Source organism: Achromobacter sp. UMC46 (genome assembly GCF_014170335.1).
In the GTDB taxonomy this organism is placed as follows: Bacteria; Pseudomonadota; Gammaproteobacteria; order Burkholderiales; family Burkholderiaceae_B; genus Achromobacter.
Genome location: NZ_LZZS01000012.1, coordinates 12,274 through 27,956, shown reverse-complemented (window position 1 = coordinate 27,956; position 15,683 = coordinate 12,274). Strand labels below are relative to the sequence as shown.

General features: G+C 68.4%; 15 protein-coding genes and 1 pseudogene. 10 read left to right on the top strand and 6 right to left on the bottom strand.

Annotated elements, in window-relative coordinates; genetic code table 11:
- Positions 1-67 precede the first annotated feature (67 nt).
- Entirely contained in the window at positions 68-700 is a 633-nt protein-coding gene (locus A9973_RS12855; RefSeq protein ID WP_183014157.1) for a LysE family translocator, read from the top strand.
- Positions 700-996, top strand: coding sequence for a hypothetical protein (locus A9973_RS12850; protein WP_183014156.1), 297 nt, complete (start codon positions 700-702; stop codon positions 994-996). The genes A9973_RS12855 and A9973_RS12850 overlap by 1 nt, the downstream gene beginning before the upstream one ends.
- Before the next feature lie 50 nt (positions 997-1,046).
- On the opposite strand, the gene A9973_RS12845 is transcribed toward A9973_RS12850, so the two are convergent.
- Positions 1,047-2,537, bottom strand: a complete 1,491-nt coding sequence (locus tag A9973_RS12845; protein WP_183014155.1) for a PLP-dependent aminotransferase family protein — start codon at positions 2,535-2,537, stop codon at positions 1,047-1,049.
- Positions 2,538-2,672: 135 nt separating this feature from the next.
- Between A9973_RS12845 and A9973_RS12840 the strand changes: the two genes are divergently transcribed.
- Positions 2,673-3,401, top strand: a complete 729-nt coding sequence (locus tag A9973_RS12840; protein ID WP_183014154.1) for a GNAT family N-acetyltransferase — start codon at positions 2,673-2,675, stop codon at positions 3,399-3,401.
- Entirely contained in the window at positions 3,392-4,276 is an 885-nt protein-coding gene (locus A9973_RS12835; protein ID WP_183014153.1) for a DMT family transporter, read from the top strand. Before A9973_RS12840 ends, A9973_RS12835 begins: the two co-directional genes overlap by 10 nt.
- 37 nt (positions 4,277-4,313) lie before the next feature.
- Here the strand turns inward: A9973_RS12835 and A9973_RS12830 are convergent, their stop codons facing one another.
- From A9973_RS12830 to A9973_RS12815, 4 genes are all read right to left on the bottom strand, one after another.
- On the bottom strand, positions 4,314-5,231 hold the full coding sequence (locus A9973_RS12830; RefSeq protein WP_183014214.1) for a DMT family transporter: 918 nt from the start codon (positions 5,229-5,231) through the stop codon (positions 4,314-4,316).
- Positions 5,232-5,257: 26 nt separating this feature from the next.
- Positions 5,258-5,593: a co-chaperone YbbN gene (locus tag A9973_RS12825; protein ID WP_006226863.1), complete on the bottom strand. Its 336-nt coding sequence runs from the start codon at positions 5,591-5,593 to the stop codon at positions 5,258-5,260.
- Between the two features lie 115 nt (positions 5,594-5,708).
- Positions 5,709-7,028: a Zn-dependent hydrolase gene (locus tag A9973_RS12820; RefSeq protein WP_183014152.1), complete on the bottom strand. Its 1,320-nt coding sequence runs from the start codon at positions 7,026-7,028 to the stop codon at positions 5,709-5,711.
- Positions 7,029-7,131: 103 nt separating this feature from the next.
- Positions 7,132-7,926 (bottom strand): enoyl-CoA hydratase/isomerase family protein, encoded by a 795-nt coding sequence (locus A9973_RS12815; RefSeq protein ID WP_183014151.1) that lies wholly within the window; start codon positions 7,924-7,926, stop codon positions 7,132-7,134.
- Positions 7,927-8,063: 137 nt separating this feature from the next.
- Between A9973_RS12815 and A9973_RS12810 the strand changes: the two genes are divergently transcribed.
- Positions 8,064-8,990 carry an SDR family oxidoreductase gene (locus tag A9973_RS12810; RefSeq protein ID WP_183014150.1) on the top strand — a complete coding sequence of 309 codons (927 nt, stop codon included), beginning with the start codon at positions 8,064-8,066 and terminating at the stop codon, positions 8,988-8,990.
- On the opposite strand, the gene A9973_RS12805 is transcribed toward A9973_RS12810, so the two are convergent.
- The gene (locus A9973_RS12805) at positions 8,939-9,679 is read right to left on the bottom strand and encodes a TetR/AcrR family transcriptional regulator (protein WP_183014149.1); all 741 of its coding nucleotides are present in this window, start codon (positions 9,677-9,679) and stop codon (positions 8,939-8,941) included. The genes A9973_RS12810 and A9973_RS12805 overlap by 52 nt on opposite strands.
- Positions 9,680-9,780: 101 nt before the next feature.
- Here A9973_RS12805 and A9973_RS12800 point away from each other — a divergent pair, with 101 nt between their 5' ends.
- The 5 genes and pseudogenes from A9973_RS12800 (at position 9,781) to A9973_RS12785 (ending at position 15,646) form a co-directional block, all read left to right on the top strand.
- Positions 9,781-11,403: an acyl-CoA synthetase gene (locus tag A9973_RS12800; RefSeq protein WP_183014148.1), complete on the top strand. Its 1,623-nt coding sequence runs from the start codon at positions 9,781-9,783 to the stop codon at positions 11,401-11,403.
- 142 nt (positions 11,404-11,545) lie between these two features.
- A complete protein-coding gene (locus tag A9973_RS12795; RefSeq protein ID WP_183014147.1) occupies positions 11,546-13,402 on the top strand; it encodes a phosphoenolpyruvate carboxykinase (GTP) in 1,857 nt (618 codons plus the stop codon).
- Positions 13,403-13,587: 185 nt separating this feature from the next.
- A pseudogene (locus A9973_RS30970) lies at positions 13,588-13,908 on the top strand (DUF1016 N-terminal domain-containing protein); the annotation flags it as partial.
- Positions 13,909-13,953: 45 nt separating this feature from the next.
- A complete protein-coding gene (locus tag A9973_RS30965; RefSeq protein WP_220805498.1) occupies positions 13,954-14,583 on the top strand; it encodes a class I SAM-dependent methyltransferase in 630 nt (209 codons plus the stop codon).
- A 274-nt stretch (positions 14,584-14,857) separates the two neighbouring features.
- Positions 14,858-15,646: an SDR family oxidoreductase gene (locus A9973_RS12785; RefSeq protein ID WP_183014145.1), complete on the top strand. Its 789-nt coding sequence runs from the start codon at positions 14,858-14,860 to the stop codon at positions 15,644-15,646.
- Positions 15,647-15,683 lie beyond the last annotated feature (37 nt).

The window sequence follows — 15,683 nt, the reverse complement described above, 5'->3', positions numbered from 1 at the left end:
TCCGGTACAGTTTTGCGATAACGTGTACGCCTTCGTTCTGACTTTGTCCGGCGCCCGCCGGCTCCTCATGCCTGACCTGACTCATTTGCTGACGTTCGCCCTGGTTGCGCTGGGCATGGTGCTCACGCCCGGGCCCAACATGATCTACCTGGTGTCCCGCTCCATTTCCCAAGGCCCCCAGGCGGGCCTGATTTCGCTGGGCGGCGTGGCGGTCGGATTCATCTTCTACGTGCTGTGCGCGGCGTTCGGCATTACGGCCTTGCTGCTGACGGTGCCGGTCGCCTACGACGCGTTGCGCATCGGTGGCGCGCTGTATCTGCTGTACATGGCGTGGCAGGCAATCCGGCCGGGCGGCCGTTCGCCGTTCCAGGTGCGCGAATTGCCCAAGAGCAGCCCGCGCACGCTGTTCACGATGGGCCTGGTGACCAATCTGCTGAATCCCAAGATCGCGGTCATGTACGTGTCATTGCTGCCGCAGTTCATCCAGCCCGACCGCGGCAGCGTGTTCACGCAGTCGCTGGCGCTGGGCATGACGCAGGTGGCGGTCAGCCTGTCGGTCAACGCCGTCATCGCCATCATGGCGGGCTCGATCGCCGGCTTCCTGGCGGGCCGGCCCCTGTGGATGGTGGTGCAGCGCTGGCTGATGGGCACGGTGCTGGCGGGCCTTGCCGTGCGCATGATCATGGACACGCGCCGCTGATGGAACAGGACAACGGCTTCTTCGCGTCGCTGGGCGGCATGCTCGGCGAAGCGCTGCGCGGCATCGTCTCCGGCATCAAGTGGTTGCTGGGCGGCCTGGGCGGCGCCTTGGGCGACTTCTATTCCGGGCTGGCCGGCGCCATGGGCATGAGCCCGTCGATCTTCAACTTCGTCCTGCTGGTGCTGGGGCTGATGTTCCTGTGGGCGGCGGTCAAGGCCTTGCTGCGCCGCGCCATCGTGGGATTCCTCTTCTGGCTGGTCCTGGCGGTGCTGGTGCTGGGCGGGCTGGTCGACTAGGGCCGGTCCTCGCTGATACAGGCTTTTGCACAGGCCCTGACGCCTGGCCGTCAGCGCCTGGCCTTCAATGCGATATCCCGTAGCCGGCCGATCAGCGCCGGGAACCGTTCGGCCCCGGTGTTGCCATAGCCGATCACCAGCCCGTTGTCTTCGGCGCGGGGGGTGATCGCGAACGACGATAGCGCCCCGGGATTCATCCCCAGCTTGCGCGCCTGCTCCACGATCGCCACATCGGGAAAGGCCGGGGGCAGCCGCACGGTCAAATGCAAGCCGCTATGGCCGCCCAGGACCTCGTGATCGATCTCCAGATGCGCGGCCAGCGCGTCGCGCAGCGCCGCCTGGCGTTCGCGGTACAGCCGCCGCATGCGGCCCAGGTGGCGCGAGAACTGGCCGTTGTCGATGAACGCGGCCATGGTCAGTTGTTCCAGCCGGTGGCCGCCGCGCAGCATTTCGATGACGGACGGCATGGCTTGCGCCGCGATGGCTTCGGGCAGCACCAGGAAGCCCAGGCGCAGGGCGGGGAACATGGTCTTGCTGAAGGTGCCCACGTACAGCACGGGCGCGTCGGGCAGCAGGCCTTGCATCGCCGCGATGGGCTCGCCCTGGTGGCGGAATTCGCTGTCGTAATCATCTTCGATGATCCAGGCGCCCGTGCGGCGCGCGCGTTCCAGCAGATCCAGCCGGCGCGCCACCGACAGCACGGCGCCCGTCGGGTACTGATGCGACGGCGTGGTCTGGATCAGCCGGGGCGGGCGCGCGCGCCACGCGTCTTCGGGGATGACCATGCCGTCGGCGTCCACGCGCATCGCCACGACGTCCAGGTCGCCCGCATGGAAGGCGGATTTGGCGCCGCGGTAGCCGGGGTCTTCCAGCCATGCGGTGTCGCCGGGGTTGGTCAGCAGTTGCACGCACAGGGCCAGCGCGCCCTGCGCGCCTTCAGTGATGACGATGCGCGAGGCGTCGCAGCGCACGCCGCGCGATACGCGCAGGTACTGGGCGATGGCTTCGCGCAGCGCGGGTTCGCCCACGGGATGGCCGTAGCCCAGCGTGGTGGCCGGGGCCGCCTGCAGCGCGCGGTCCTGCGCGCGGCGCCAGGCGCTCACCGGGAACTGCGTCAGCGCCGGCGTGCCCGGCGTCATGGGCAGCGAGCCGTCGTGCAGGTATCGCGTGGACACGATGCGCGACAAGCGCTTGGCGGTGAACGAGGATTCGGCCGGCGCCGGCGCGGCCTGCTTGGCCGCGTTGCAGGCCGCCGCCGACAGGGAGGCCACGCGCGTGCCTTGCCGGTCGGCGATGACGTAGCCTTCGGCCGTCAACTGTTCATAGGCGATCAGCACCGTGTTGCGCGAGATGTCCAGGTCTTCGGACAGCGTGCGCGAGGACGGCAGTTTGCCGCCGGCGGGCAATTGGCCGGCCAGGATCGCCTGCTTCAGCCGCTGGATCAGCTGGCGCTGGCGGGGCAGCGCGCCGGGGCCGCGCACCAGCGGGCTGGACAGCAGGGCGGCGTCCGCGGGATCGCCCAGAGAGGGATGGGGGTTCATGGCCGGGTCATGGCCCTATTAAATTCAAGGATCGTGGTGCTTTTTATGATGCCACGATTCCGATATCGTGAGGTCATGCGTGTTGCGTCCGCCACTGCCCGGCGACGCGCGCTAACCAGGATGAGGCCCCGCCGCATGCAACCCCGCGTCAACGCTTTCCAACAACCGATCGGCCCCGACGTTCCCGGCTGGGCCCCGCGCGCGCGTCCGCCGCTGACGCCCGCCATCGGCCGCTACTGCCGGCTGGAACCCCTGTCCGCCGAGCGCCACGCCGCGGACCTGTACCAGGCCTTCAGCCAGGCGCCGGACGATAGCGACTGGACGTACATGGGCGTCGGCCCGTTTGCCGACGAGGCCGCCTATCGGGCGTTCGCCCAGGCCGCGCAGGCAGGCAATGACCCGTTGCACCACGCCATCATCGACCTGGAAACGGGCCGCGCCATCGGTACGTTGGCGCTGATGCGCATTGATCCGACCAACGGCGTGATCGAAGTGGGCTTCGTGTCGTTCTCGCGCCAGCTCAAGCGCACGCGCATCGCGACCGAGGCGCAGTTCCTGCTGATGCGCCGCGCCTTCGACGAACTGGGCTACCGCCGCTATGAATGGAAGTGCGACAGCCTGAACGCGCCGTCGCGCCAGGCCGCCGCGCGGCTGGGATTCCAGTACGAGGGCGTCTTCCGCCAGGCGACCCTCTACAAGGGCCGCAGCCGCGACACGGCCTGGTTCTCGATCATCGACGGCGAATGGCCGGCCCTGCGCGCCGCCTACGAACACTGGCTGGACCCGGCGAACTTCGACGCCGAGGGCAATCAGCGCAAAGGCCTGGCCGAGCTGATCGCCCGGGAAAAGGCCGCGTGCGCCTGATTCCGGTCGCGCTTGCGCTGTTCTGGGGGCTGAACTGGCCGGCGGTGAAGATCATCCTGTCGATCTTCCCGCCGTTCACGCTGCGGGTCATCGGCCTGGGCAGCGGCGCGCTGCTGTTGCTGCTGCTGGCGCGCGCCAAGCGGGTGGACCTGTTGCCGCCGCGCGCGTCGTGGCCGGGCATCATCGTGGGCGGCCTGCTGGCCGTGGCGGTGTTCAACCTGGCGGTGGCGTGGGCGCAGCTCAGCACCAGCACGTCGCGCGCCGCCGTACTGACCTTCACGATGCCGATGATGTCGGCGGTGCTGGCCTGGGCCGTGCTGGGCGAACGCCCCGACCGGCGCCGCGCGGTGGCGCTGGCGCTGGGCGCGCTGGGCGTGTCCATCCTGGCCTGGCCGGTGCTGCGCGCCGTCTTCGCCGACCACGACATCGCCGCGACGAAGGGCCTGGCCTTTCCGTTGATCGCGGCCTTCGGCTGGGCCGCCGGCACGGTCTACCTGAAGCGCTGGCCCGTGGCCGGCAACCGGATCGTGGTGACGGCCTGGCAACTGGTGGTGGGCGCGGCGTGCGCGTTGACGGGCATGCTGATCGCGGGCGAATCGTTTCCCACGCAGGGCTGGAATGCGCGGGTGGCCGGCGCGCTGGCGTTCCACATCATCCTGGGCACGGCGGTGGCGTATTGGCTGTGGTTCGTGCTGAGCGAAAAGGTCAGCGCCACGGTCGCGGCGCTGACGACCCTGATGGTGCCGGTCGTCGGCGTGCTGGGGGCGATGGCGCTGGTGGGCGACCGGCCCGGCGCGGCGGACTGGTGGGGATTCGCCTTCGTGCTGGCGGGCGCGGCGCTGATCGTGCTGAACCTGGGCAAGGCGCGCGGCTGACCGGATACGGGGAGCCGCGCGTTTTGCCGTTTGCGCGTCAGCCGCGCCGTTTGCGCAGCAGGTTCCGGATCATCTCCGCGCCGCTGACCAGCGTGATGCCGGCCAGCACCAGCACCGCGCCGATGGCGAAAGCGGGGTCCAGCGGTTCATTCAGGATCAGCACGCCGAAGCTCACCCCGAACAGCGGCGTCATGAACGACAGGATCGACAGGCGCGAGGCCAGGTAGCGGCGCAACAGCCAGAACCAGGCCAGGTAACTGGACAGTGCCACCACTACCGATTGGAACGCGACGCTGAGGACGGCCGCCTGCGTGGGGCGGATGACGTCCTGGCCCGTGGCGGCGGCATAGGCCAGCAGCCCGGCGGCCGCTACGGCCATCTGATAGAACAGCGTCTTGGCGGGCGCGGCTTCGGACAGCGAGGTCTTGCGGATGGCGACCGTGGTGGCGCCCCAGAGCAGGCCTGCCGCAAGGCCCATGGCGTCGCCCAGCAGCATGTTGGCGGCGCCGGCCTGCGCGGGGTGCGCCGGCTTGCCCAGGAACGCCACCGCGATGCCGCCGAACGCAATCGCGACGCCCAGCCATTGCAGCGGCTGCATGCGCTCTTCGGGCAGCAGCCAGTGCAGGCCCAGCGCGGCGAAGATGGGGGCGGTGTACAGGAACACCGACATGTGCGAGGCCGTCGTGTAGAGCAGGCCCTGCGCCACGAACAGGAATTCGCCGGCGAACAGCAGGCCGACGACGAGGCCGGGCAGGGCGGTGCCGTCGCGGAAGGCGCGCAGGCCGTCGGCCCGCCACACCACCACTGCCAGCACCAGCGCGGCGAATGCCGAGCGCAGGCCGATCTGCATGATGGGCGCGATGTCGCCGGCCACCAGCTTGATGGCGATCTGCTGGAAGCCCCAGCACACGCACAGGGCCAGCATGCCGCTGGTCGCCAGCGCGTCCAGCGGCATGCGCTGGGCCTTGGCGGCGGGCGCGCTCACGGCAGTTCGGCGGGGTAGCTGTCCAGCGCCAGGCCGATTTGTTGGCGCAGGTCCCATTCGGCCAGCGTGGATTGCACCGGGCCGAAGAACGCGCCGTCGCGCGTGACGAACATGGCGGGCAGGTGAAAGACCTCGTAGCGCTCGACCAGGCCGCGGTTGTCGCCCGCGTCCACCCAGCACACGCGCTCGACGGGCAATTCCAGCGCCGGCAACTGTTCGCGCGCAATGCGGCAGGTGCCGCAAGTGCGGCTGTGGAAGACCAGCAGCGTCAGGCCGGGCGCATCCAGCAGGAAGCGGTCGGCGGTGCTGTCATTGAGTTCAATCTGTTCCATGGGCGGCGGGGAAGCGTGTCGTGGGCGCCAGACGAACCGGGCGCAAGGCGTCCATTATGGCAGCGCCGCGCCCGCCGGCCGGGGATACCCGCGGGCGCCGAATGGGTGTGCGGGCTTAGCCGCCGCGCAGCCCGTTGCACAAGACCCGGTCCAGTTCCAGCACCGACTGGTACAGGACCCGGGTGCCGTCCAGCAGTTGCGCGGGTTCGATCCATTCTTCCGGGCAGTGGCTGCGCCCGTTCAGGCACGGGATGAAGATCATGCCGATGGGGCCGGTGGGCGCCATGTACACGGCGTCGTGGCCCGCGCCGCTGGGCAGGCGCATCGAGGCGTAGCCCAACTGGTCGGCCGCAGCCTTGACCGCGTCCATCACCAGCGGCGAACAGTCGGTGGGCTGCGCGCGGCTGAGCGGCGTGAAACCCGCCGTCAGGCGCAGCGCCTTCAGGTCTTCGGCCACGCCCGCCATCAGCGTTTCCGGGAACGTGTCCAGCACGGCATTGCTGTCGCTGCGCATTTCCAGCGTCAGTTCCACCCGGCCGGGCACGGCGTTGGCGGCGTTGGGCGTCATGGCCAGCCGGCCCACGGTGGCCACCACGTAATGCGGATTGCCGCTGGCGGCGCTGGCCTGGCGGCTGGCCGCGTCGATGATGCGCGCGGCGCCCACCAGCGCGTCGCGGCGGATGTCCATCGGCGTGGTGCCCGCGTGGTCGGGCTGGCCTTCCACCACGATCAGCACGCGGCGGATGCCCACGATGTTGGTGACCACGCCGATCGGCAGGCCGCGGCTTTCCAGCACGGGGCCTTGTTCGATATGCAGTTCGACGAACGCGGCGGTGCCGTCCGGGCCGCGCAGCGGCGCGTGCAGCGCCGCCGGGTCGCCGCCGATGCGGGCGATGCCTTGGGCCAGCGTCTCGCCGCCGGGGTTGCGGGCGGCCAGCATGTCGGCCGTCAGCTGGCCAGAGAGCGCGCGGCTGCCCACGCACGAGATGCCGTAGTCGCTGGGCTCTTCGGACAGGAAGTCGATGACTTCGAACGGGTGCGCCAATTCGATGCCGTGCTCTTGCATCGTGTGCGCGACTTCGATGCCGGCCAAGACGCCGATGATGCCGTCGAAGCGGCCGCCGGCCATGACGGTGTCGCAATGCGAACCGGTGGCAATCGGCTTGCGGGCGGGGTCGCGGCCGGCGCGGGTGCCGATCAGGTTGCCGCCGGCGTCCAGGCGGGTGGCCAGGCCGGCGGCTTCGAACTCGCCGCGCAGCCAGGCGCGGGCCTCGTCGAACAGCGGCGAGAAGGCGCGGCGCGTCCAGGGCACGTCGGGCAGCGTGAAGCGCGACAGCGCGTCGACGCGCGCCCAGAGGCGCTCGGCGTTCAATGGAGGGAAGGGCAAGGGAGGCAAGGGATGGGAAGGCGAGGCGGGGGGTGTTGCGTGCGGCATGAAGATTCCTGAAGATGCGCCACGGATTATGTCATGGCGGGCTCGGGCGCCTGGGCGCATCGTTCAGGGGGCGTCTAGCGTCATGCGGCCGTGGCCTGCGCCTTTAAGGAACCTGCCGCCACGACGGCTCGCGCTTTTCCAGGAAGGCGGCCACGCCTTCGCGGGCTTCGCTGGTGCTGCGGCAGGCCGCGATGCGCTCGACGGTGTCGGCGATCAGCGCGGCGTCGATGGGTTGGCCGGCGAAGTCCCGCACCAGCCGCTTGCTGGCCTGGACGGCGTCGGGGCCGTTGGCGCACAGCGTGTGGCAGATGGCGTCAGCCTCGTCATGCAGGCGCTCGGCCGGCACCACGTCGTGCAGCAATCCCAAGCGCAGCGCGGTGGCTGCGTCGAAGCGTTCGGCGGTCAGGAAATAGCGGTTGGCGGCGCGCTCGCCCATGGCACGGATCACATAGGGGCTGATGGTGGCCGGCAGCAGCCCCAAGCGGGTTTCCGACAGGCAGAAGTGCGCGCCGTCCGCGGCGATGGCGATGTCGCAGGCCGACAGCAGCCCCATGCCGCCGGCATAGGCGTCGCCGTTCACGCAGGCCACCACGGGTTTGGGGCAGGCCCAGATCGTGTGCAGCATGCGGGCCAGCCGGGTGGCGTCGGCGCGGTTGTCGGCGTCGGTGTGGGTGGCCATCTTGCGCATCCAGTTCAGGTCGCCGCCCGCGCAGAACGCCTTGCCGGCGCCGGTCAGCAGCAGTACGCGCACGCGCGGGTCTAGGGCGGCATCGGCGACGGCGCGGGTCAGCGCGGCGATCAGGGTCTCGTCGAAGGCGTTGCGCATGTCGGGACGGTTCAGCGTCAGACGGACGATGGCGCCGTCGTGGGCGACGTCCAGCGGGGCGTGCAAAGTCATGCGGGTCTCCTGATGTATTGAATTTTGCTCAATAAGTGTGGTGCTTTTCTTTCGATGATTCTAGGGCTATTTCTGGTAATCCGTGATTCATTCCGGATAAATATTGAGTTATCCTCAAAAAAATAATGGAGCGAGACATGAATCCACAATCGGGCGGCGCCGCCGCCGATCAGCGTTACGCGTCGGTGTTCCGGCCCGGGCTGTACGACGGCAAGACCATCCTGGTGACGGGCGGCGGCAGCGGCCTGGGGCGCTGCACCGCGCATGAACTGGCGGCGCTGGGCGCTGGCCTGGCGCTCGTGGGCCGCAAGCTGGACAAGCTGGAGGCGGCGGGCCAGGAGATCGCCCGCATCTATCCCGAGGCCGCCGGGCGCATCAGCCTGCATACCTGCGATATCCGCGACGAGGCGGGCGTGCGCGCCGCGGTCACGGACGTGCTGGCCCGCCACGGCGCCATCGACGGCCTGTTCAATTGCGCGGGCGGCCAGTTTCCAGCGCCGCTGGATCGCATCAGTTTCAACGGCTGGAACGCGGTGGTGCAGAACAACCTGCACGGCACCTTCCTGATGGCGCGCGAGGTCTATACGCAGCACATGCGCCAGCACGGCGGGGCCATCGTCAATATGCTGGCCGACATCTGGGGCGGCATGCCCGGCATGGGGCATTCGGGCGCGGCGCGCGCGGGCGTCTGGAACCTGACCGAAACCGCGGCCTGCGAATGGGCGCACGCGGGCGTGCGCGTCAATGCGGTGGCGCCGGGCTGGATCGCGTCCAGCGGCATGGACAGCTACGACGATCAGTACCGCGCCGTGCTGCGCGAGCTGAAGACCAAGGTGCCGCTGCAGCGGTTCGGCACCGAGGCGGAACTGGCGGCGGCGGTCGTTTTCCTGCTGTCGCCCGCGGCCGCCTTCATCAACGGCAGCGTCATCCGCGTGGATGGCGGCGTACCCAACGCCCGCCACTCGTGGACGTTGCAGCCTGCCGAGCGCGGCGACGTCTACAGCGGCTTTCCTCAGTACGTGCCGCCGTCCTTGTTCTCGGACGCCCCGGATTCGGACGCCTGAAGGCGATGCAGGGCGTCGCGCACTTCCCCCCGGAACCGGGCCAGCGCCAGCGCGTCCTGGCGGGGCGGCTGCAGGGCTTGCCACAGGAAGCCGACCAGCTGGTCGGCCGTGGCCGCCACGTCCACCCGCGCGCCGCGCAGGATGGCATCCCACAACACGTGCTCCATCGGGCCGTAGACCGACGAACGCAACAGCCGCAAGGGCATGTCCCGGCGGATGTCGCCGTCCGCCTGGCCCTGGGCCAGGATGCGCATCAGCGGCGCGGTGTAGCGGCGCTGCAGCCCGGCGTAGACCTCGCCGAAATCGTCGTTGCGGGCGCGGCCTTCGGACAGGATGAAGGCGCACAGCCCCGGCCCTTCGGCCAGCAGGTGCCGCAGGTGCGTATGCACCAGATAGTGCAGCTGGGCGCGGGCGCCTTGCACGTGGGGCAGGCTGTCTTCCACCTTGCCGATGATCTCGTCGTACCAATCGCTGATCACCCGCACGCACAGTTCTCGCTTGCCCCCGAAGTAGGTGAAGATCGTGGCTTCGGACACGCCCAGGCGCTGGGCGATCTCGGTCGTCGTGGCCGCCTGGAAGCCGGCTTCGGAGAAGACCTGCCGGGCCATGTGCAGGATGTCGCGGATGCGCTGTTCGGACTTGGCGCTGGCCGGCGGGCGGCGGATCGGGACGACGGGGGTTTTTTCCATGCGGGCGGCGAAAGGGCGGATAGGCGGGGCTTATTATTGAGCCAGGGTCAGGCAAGTTGAGCAAGCCCTGGATGATCCATAACAACATCAGAGACTAAACCATGCTGTCCCGAGCCGAATCCTATAAGCAGCTTGTGTCCCAATTCCAATGGCAGGTGCCGGCGGCGTTCAACATCGGTGTCGACGCTTGCGACAAATGGGCCGACGGCAGCGGCCGCGTGGCCCTGATCTACGAAAAGAGCGACGGCGCGCAGACGCGCTACACCTTCGACGACATCAAGGCGCAGTCCAACCAGCTGGCGCACAGCCTCGCGCGCAACGGCGTGCGGCGCGGCGACCGCGTGGCGGTGTACCTGCCGCAGGCGCCCGAGACCGCGGTGACGCACATCGCCGTCTACAAGATGGGCGCGGTGGCGGTGCCGCTGTTCACGCTGTTCGGCGTGGACGCCATCCAGTACCGGCTGGCCAACAGCGGCGCGGCGGCGCTGGTGACCGACGCCGAGGGCTGCCGCAAGCTGCGCGAAATCCGCGCAAGCCTGCCGGACCTGAAGGTCATCTATTGCATCGACGGCGAAGGCGAGGGCGACGCGGTGCCGTTCCACCCGGCGCTGGCGGCCGAGTCGGACGACTACGTTCCGGTGCAGACGGCGGCGGACGACCCGGCCGTCATCATCTACACGTCGGGCACCACGGGCAAACCCAAGGGCGCGCTGCATGCGCACCGGGTCCTGCTGGGGCACCTGCCCGGCGTGGAGATGTCGCACGAGTTCTTCCCCGAAAACGCCAAACTGATGTGGACGCCGGCCGACTGGGCCTGGATCGGCGGCCTGCTGGACGTGCTGCTGCCGTCATGGCACCACGGCGTGCCGGTACTGGCGCGCCGGTTCGAGAAGTTCGACGGCACGTCGGCCCTGGAATTGATGGCGCGCCACGGCGTGACCCATACCTTCCTGCCGCCCACCGCGCTGAAGATGATGCGCGGCGCCGCGTACCCCGACGCCGCGGGTCCCCTGGCCCTGCGCTCGGTGGCCAGCGGCGGCGAATCGCTGGGGGCCGAACTGATCGACTGGGGCCGCCGCGTGCTGGGCGTCACCATCAACGAGTTCTACGGGCAGACCGAATGCAACATGCTGGTGTCGTCGTGCTCGTCGCTGTTCGATCCGGAAATCGGCGCGATCGGCCGCGCGGCGCCCGGGCACCGGGTGGCTATTGTGGATGACCAGGGCGTGGAAGTGGCCGATGGACAGGAGGGCAACATCGGCGTATTGCGGCCCGACCCCGTCATGTTCCTGGGCTACTGGAACAACCCCGAGGCGACCGCCGAGAAATTCGTGGGCGACTACCTGCTGACCGGCGATCTGGGCATGCGTGACGCGCAAGGGTTCATCCGCTTCGTAGGCCGCAACGACGACGTCATCACCAGCGCCGGCTACCGCATCGGCCCGGCGCCCATCGAGGACTGCCTGATCGGCCACCCGGCTGTGCGCATGGCGGCGGTGGTGGGCGTGCCGGACGAGCAGCGCACGGAAATCGTGATGGCCTATGTGGTGCTGAACGACGGTTTCGACGGCGACGACGCGCTGGTCAAGGCTTTGCAGGCGCATGTCCGCACCCGGCTGGCCGCGCACGAATACCCGCGCGCGATCCGGTTTGTAACCAGTTTGCCGACGACCGCCACGGGCAAGATCATCCGCAGGGAGTTGCGCGACGGCCGCTATGTTTGAGCCGTCTCAACCCGTGACAAACTCGTCCATGTGGATGGGTTGACGGGCTGCCCGGCGCTGCAAGTATGATGGCGCAAATTACATACGGCCCCAGCGAAATTGGGGCCGTATCACCATTTGTCTATGTATGGAGATAGCCCCAATGAATAAGCCATTGGATGGGGGCCTTGCGGCGTTGAACGTGCCGGCCTACGTCAAGCATCGCGGCCTGATCGACTGGGTAGCCAGTTTCGTCGCGTTGGCCAAGCCGGACCGCGTCGTGTGGTGCGACGGTTCGCAAGAAGAATATGACCGCCTGTGCGAACAGATGGTCGAGTCCGGCACGATGCGCAGGCTGAACCCCGCCAAGCGGCCCAATTCCTTCCTGGCGTGCTCGGACCCGTCCGACGTCGCGCGGGTGGAAGACCGCACGTTCATCTGTTCGGACCGGGCGGAAGATGCCGGCCCCACCAACAACTGGGCCGACCCGGCCCAGATGCGCGACACGCTCAATGGCCTGTTCGACGGCGCCATGCGCGGCCGCACGCTGTATGTCGTGCCGTTCTCGATGGGCCCGCTGGGCTCGGACATCGCCCACATCGGCGTTGAACTCTCCGACAGCCCCTACGTGGCCGTGAACATGCGCATCATGACGCGCATGGGCAAGCAGGTCTACGACGTGCTGGGCACCGACGGCGACTTCGTGCCCTGCGTGCACTCCGTGGGCAAGCCGCTGGCCGCCGGCGAAGCCGACGTGGCCTGGCCGTGCAACCCCACCAAGTACATCGTGCATTTCCCCAAAAGCCGCGAGATCTGGAGCTATGGCTCGGGCTACGGCGGCAACGCGCTGCTGGGCAAGAAGTGCTTTGCGCTGCGTATCGCCTCCACCATGGGGCGCGACCAGGGCTGGCTGGCCGAGCACATGCTGATCCTGGGCGTGACGTCGCCCAAGGGCCGCAAGTACCACGTGGCGGCCGCATTCCCGTCCGCCTGCGGCAAGACCAACTTCGCGATGCTGATCCCGCCGCAAGGCATGGACGGCTGGAAAGTCACCACCATCGGCGACGACATCGCCTGGATCAAGCCGGGCGCCGACGGCCGCCTGCACGCCATCAACCCGGAAGCCGGCTATTTCGGCGTGGCCCCGGGCACCAGCGAGCAGACCAACTTCAACGCCATGGCCACCCTGAAGGCCAACGTCATCTTCACCAACGTGGCGCTGACCGATGACGGCGACGTCTGGTGGGAAGGCATGACCGACACGCCGCCCGCCCACCTGATCGACTGGCAGGGCCAGGATTGGACGCCCGCCCTCGCGCGCGAAACCGGCCGCAAGGCCGCGCACCCGAACGCGCGCTTCACCGCGCCGGCCGCGCAATGCCCGTCCATCGACCCTGAATGGGAAAACCCCGAAGGCGTGGTCATCGACGCCTTCATCTTCGGCGGCCGCCGCTCCACCACGGTGCCGCTGGTGACCGAGGCGCGCAACTGGGTCGAAGGCGTCTACATGGCCGCGACCATGGGGTCGGAAACCACCGCCGCCGCCGTCGGGCAGCAGGGCGTGGTGCGCCGCGACCCCTTCGCCATGCTGCCGTTCTGCGGCTACAACATGAGCGACTACTTCAACCACTGGCTGAAGCTGGGCAAGCAGATGGAAGCCGCCGGCGCCACCTTGCCGCGCATCTACTGCGTCAACTGGTTCCGCAAGGGCCCGGACGGCAAGTTCGTCTGGCCCGGTTTCGGCGAGAACATGCGCGTGCTGCGCTGGATGCTGGGCCGTATCGACGGCCAGTCCAAGGGTGTCGACCAGGTGTTCGGCATTTCGCCCAGCTATCAGGACATCGACTGGACGGGCCTGGAGTTCACGCCGGACAAGTTCGACCAGGTCATGTCGGTCGACGCGGCCGCCTGGCGCGACGAACTGGCGCTGCACGACGAGCTGTTCGGCCAATTGTCCCAGGGCCTGCCCGAAGACCTGCCGGCCACCAAGGCCAAGATCGAAAGCCGCCTGGCAGCCTGACCGCCGACTGCGTCCGAAAAGCCCGCGCGCCGCACAGGCGCGCGGGCTTTTCTATTTCATGATGGCTTCCACCCGGCGCTTCGTGGGAAAGCGCGGTATCCGAGGAGTCATTGTGGCGAAACCGAAAGTGAAAACGTCTGTTGGCGAAGCCGCGCAATCGCCGATGCTAAACACGGGGAAAGACTGTCGTATCGCTGATACGACAATTGAGCTGGACGCACTTTATCGCTCTGATCCCGCTAAAAGAGCCCCTTCAGCGAGACTTCTACGCGCAGATGGCTTGTACTGATCGCTGGAGCGTTCGAATCCTGCGCGAGCGGATCGGCTCGATGTTGTACGAGCGCACGGCATTGTCCCGTGAGCCGGAGACGTTGATCGAGCAGGAATTGGACGCGCTGCGCGATGCCCAGCGGATGTCGCCCGCTCTAGTCATGCGCGACCCCTACGTCCTGGACTTCCTGGACCTTCGCGACATCTGGCAGGAAAGCGACCTGGCGGGCGCGGTTGCGGATCGAACAGCGCGGGGCAGGCGAACGAGGCACAATGGCTTCATGAAACTGGACCCGGAAGACCTTGCCAAGATCAGCGCGCTGACGCTCGCGCACTATGAAGAGAACGCGGAATCGTTCGAGGCCGGCACGCGCGACCACGATGTCAGCCAGAACATCGCCGCCTTGCTGCGCCATATCCCGGGCAAGCCGCCCTACGACATCCTGGACCTGGGATGCGGCCCCGGCCGCGACTTGAAGACTTTCGTCGCGCTGGGCCATCGGCCGGTGGGGCTGGACGGAACGGCCAGCTTTGTCGACATGGCGCGCGCGGCCAGCGGCTGCGAGGTCTGGCACCAGGACTTCTTGAAACTGGCTTTGCCCGCGGAACGCTTTGACGGCATCTTCGCCAATGCCGTGCTGTTCCACGTGCCCGGTCAGGAACTGCCCCAGGTGTTGCGTGCGCTGCGCGCCGCGCTGAAGCCGGGCGGCGTACTGTTCAGTTCCAACCCGCGGGGCGGCAATCAGGAAGGATGGAACCGTGGGCGCTATGGCGTCTATCACGACCTGGACGGCTGGCGCACCCTGTTGGCGGATGCCGGATTCGAAGAGCTGGAACACTATTACCGTCCGGAAGGACTGCCCCGCGACCAGCAGCCCTGGCTGGCCAGCGTCTGGCGGCGGACCGGCTAGCGCTGCCCGCACCCGCACCCGCACCCGCACCAGCGCCGCCGCCGGTGCACACTCCGCAACTCCCGCCGCCGCGCAAGTACGCCGCGCCGTCGGCGGCGGCGCTTCAGCAGAAAACGGACAACGGCCGCGATTTTCGGCCATCGTGTTCGGCTTGCACATGAATTCCCCCGAATAAGCGCAGCCCGCGGATAGCGGCTGCCGGATCCGGCTACGCCCGCCATGGCGCGCAGCGTCAGTATTCGCCTCACTCAGTCAGCAATGCGGAGGTGATGCGATGAAGGGTCTGGAAAACAAGGTGGCCATCGTGACCGGCGGCGCTACGTTGATCGGCGCGGGCGTGGTCCAAGCGTTGCGCGACAAAGGCGTGCGCGTGGCGCTGTTCGACATCGACGCCGCCAATGGCGAACGCGTCGCCGGCGCGGACAAGGCCGTCGCGCGCTGTTGGCACGTGGACATCACGGACGACGCGCGATTGGCGCGCGGCGTGGCAGAGGCCGCGACGCACTTTGGCCGCATCGACTACCTGGTCAACCTGGCCGCCACCTATCTTGACGACGGCGCCGCTTCCGGCCGCGCCGATTGGTTGCAGGCGCTGGACGTCAACGTGGTCAGCGCCGTGATGGCGGCCCGCGCGGTCCATCCCCATCTGCTTGCCGCCGGCGGCGGCGCCATCGTCAATTTCACCAGCATCTCGTCGCGCGTCGCGCAGACCGGGCGGTGGCTGTATCCGGTTTCCAAGGCGGCGCTGCTGCAGGTGACGCGCAGCCTGGCCATGGACTACGCCGCCGACGGCATCCGCGTCAATTCGGTATCGCCGGGCTGGACATGGTCGCGCGTAATGGACGAACTGACGCACGGCGACCGCGCCAAGACCGACCGCGTGGCCGCCGACTACCACTTGCTGGGGCGTGCGGGCGATCCGGCCGAAGTGGCCGAGGTGGTCGCGTTCCTGCTGTCGGACCATGCCAGTTTCGTCACCGGCGCGGACTACGCGGTGGATGGCGGCTATTCCGCCATGGGGCCGGAGCAGGCGCGGCCTGCGATTCCGCGTCTGGCTGACTAAGCCCAGGCCATGAACGGCTCCGCGGCAAGGGCGGCGG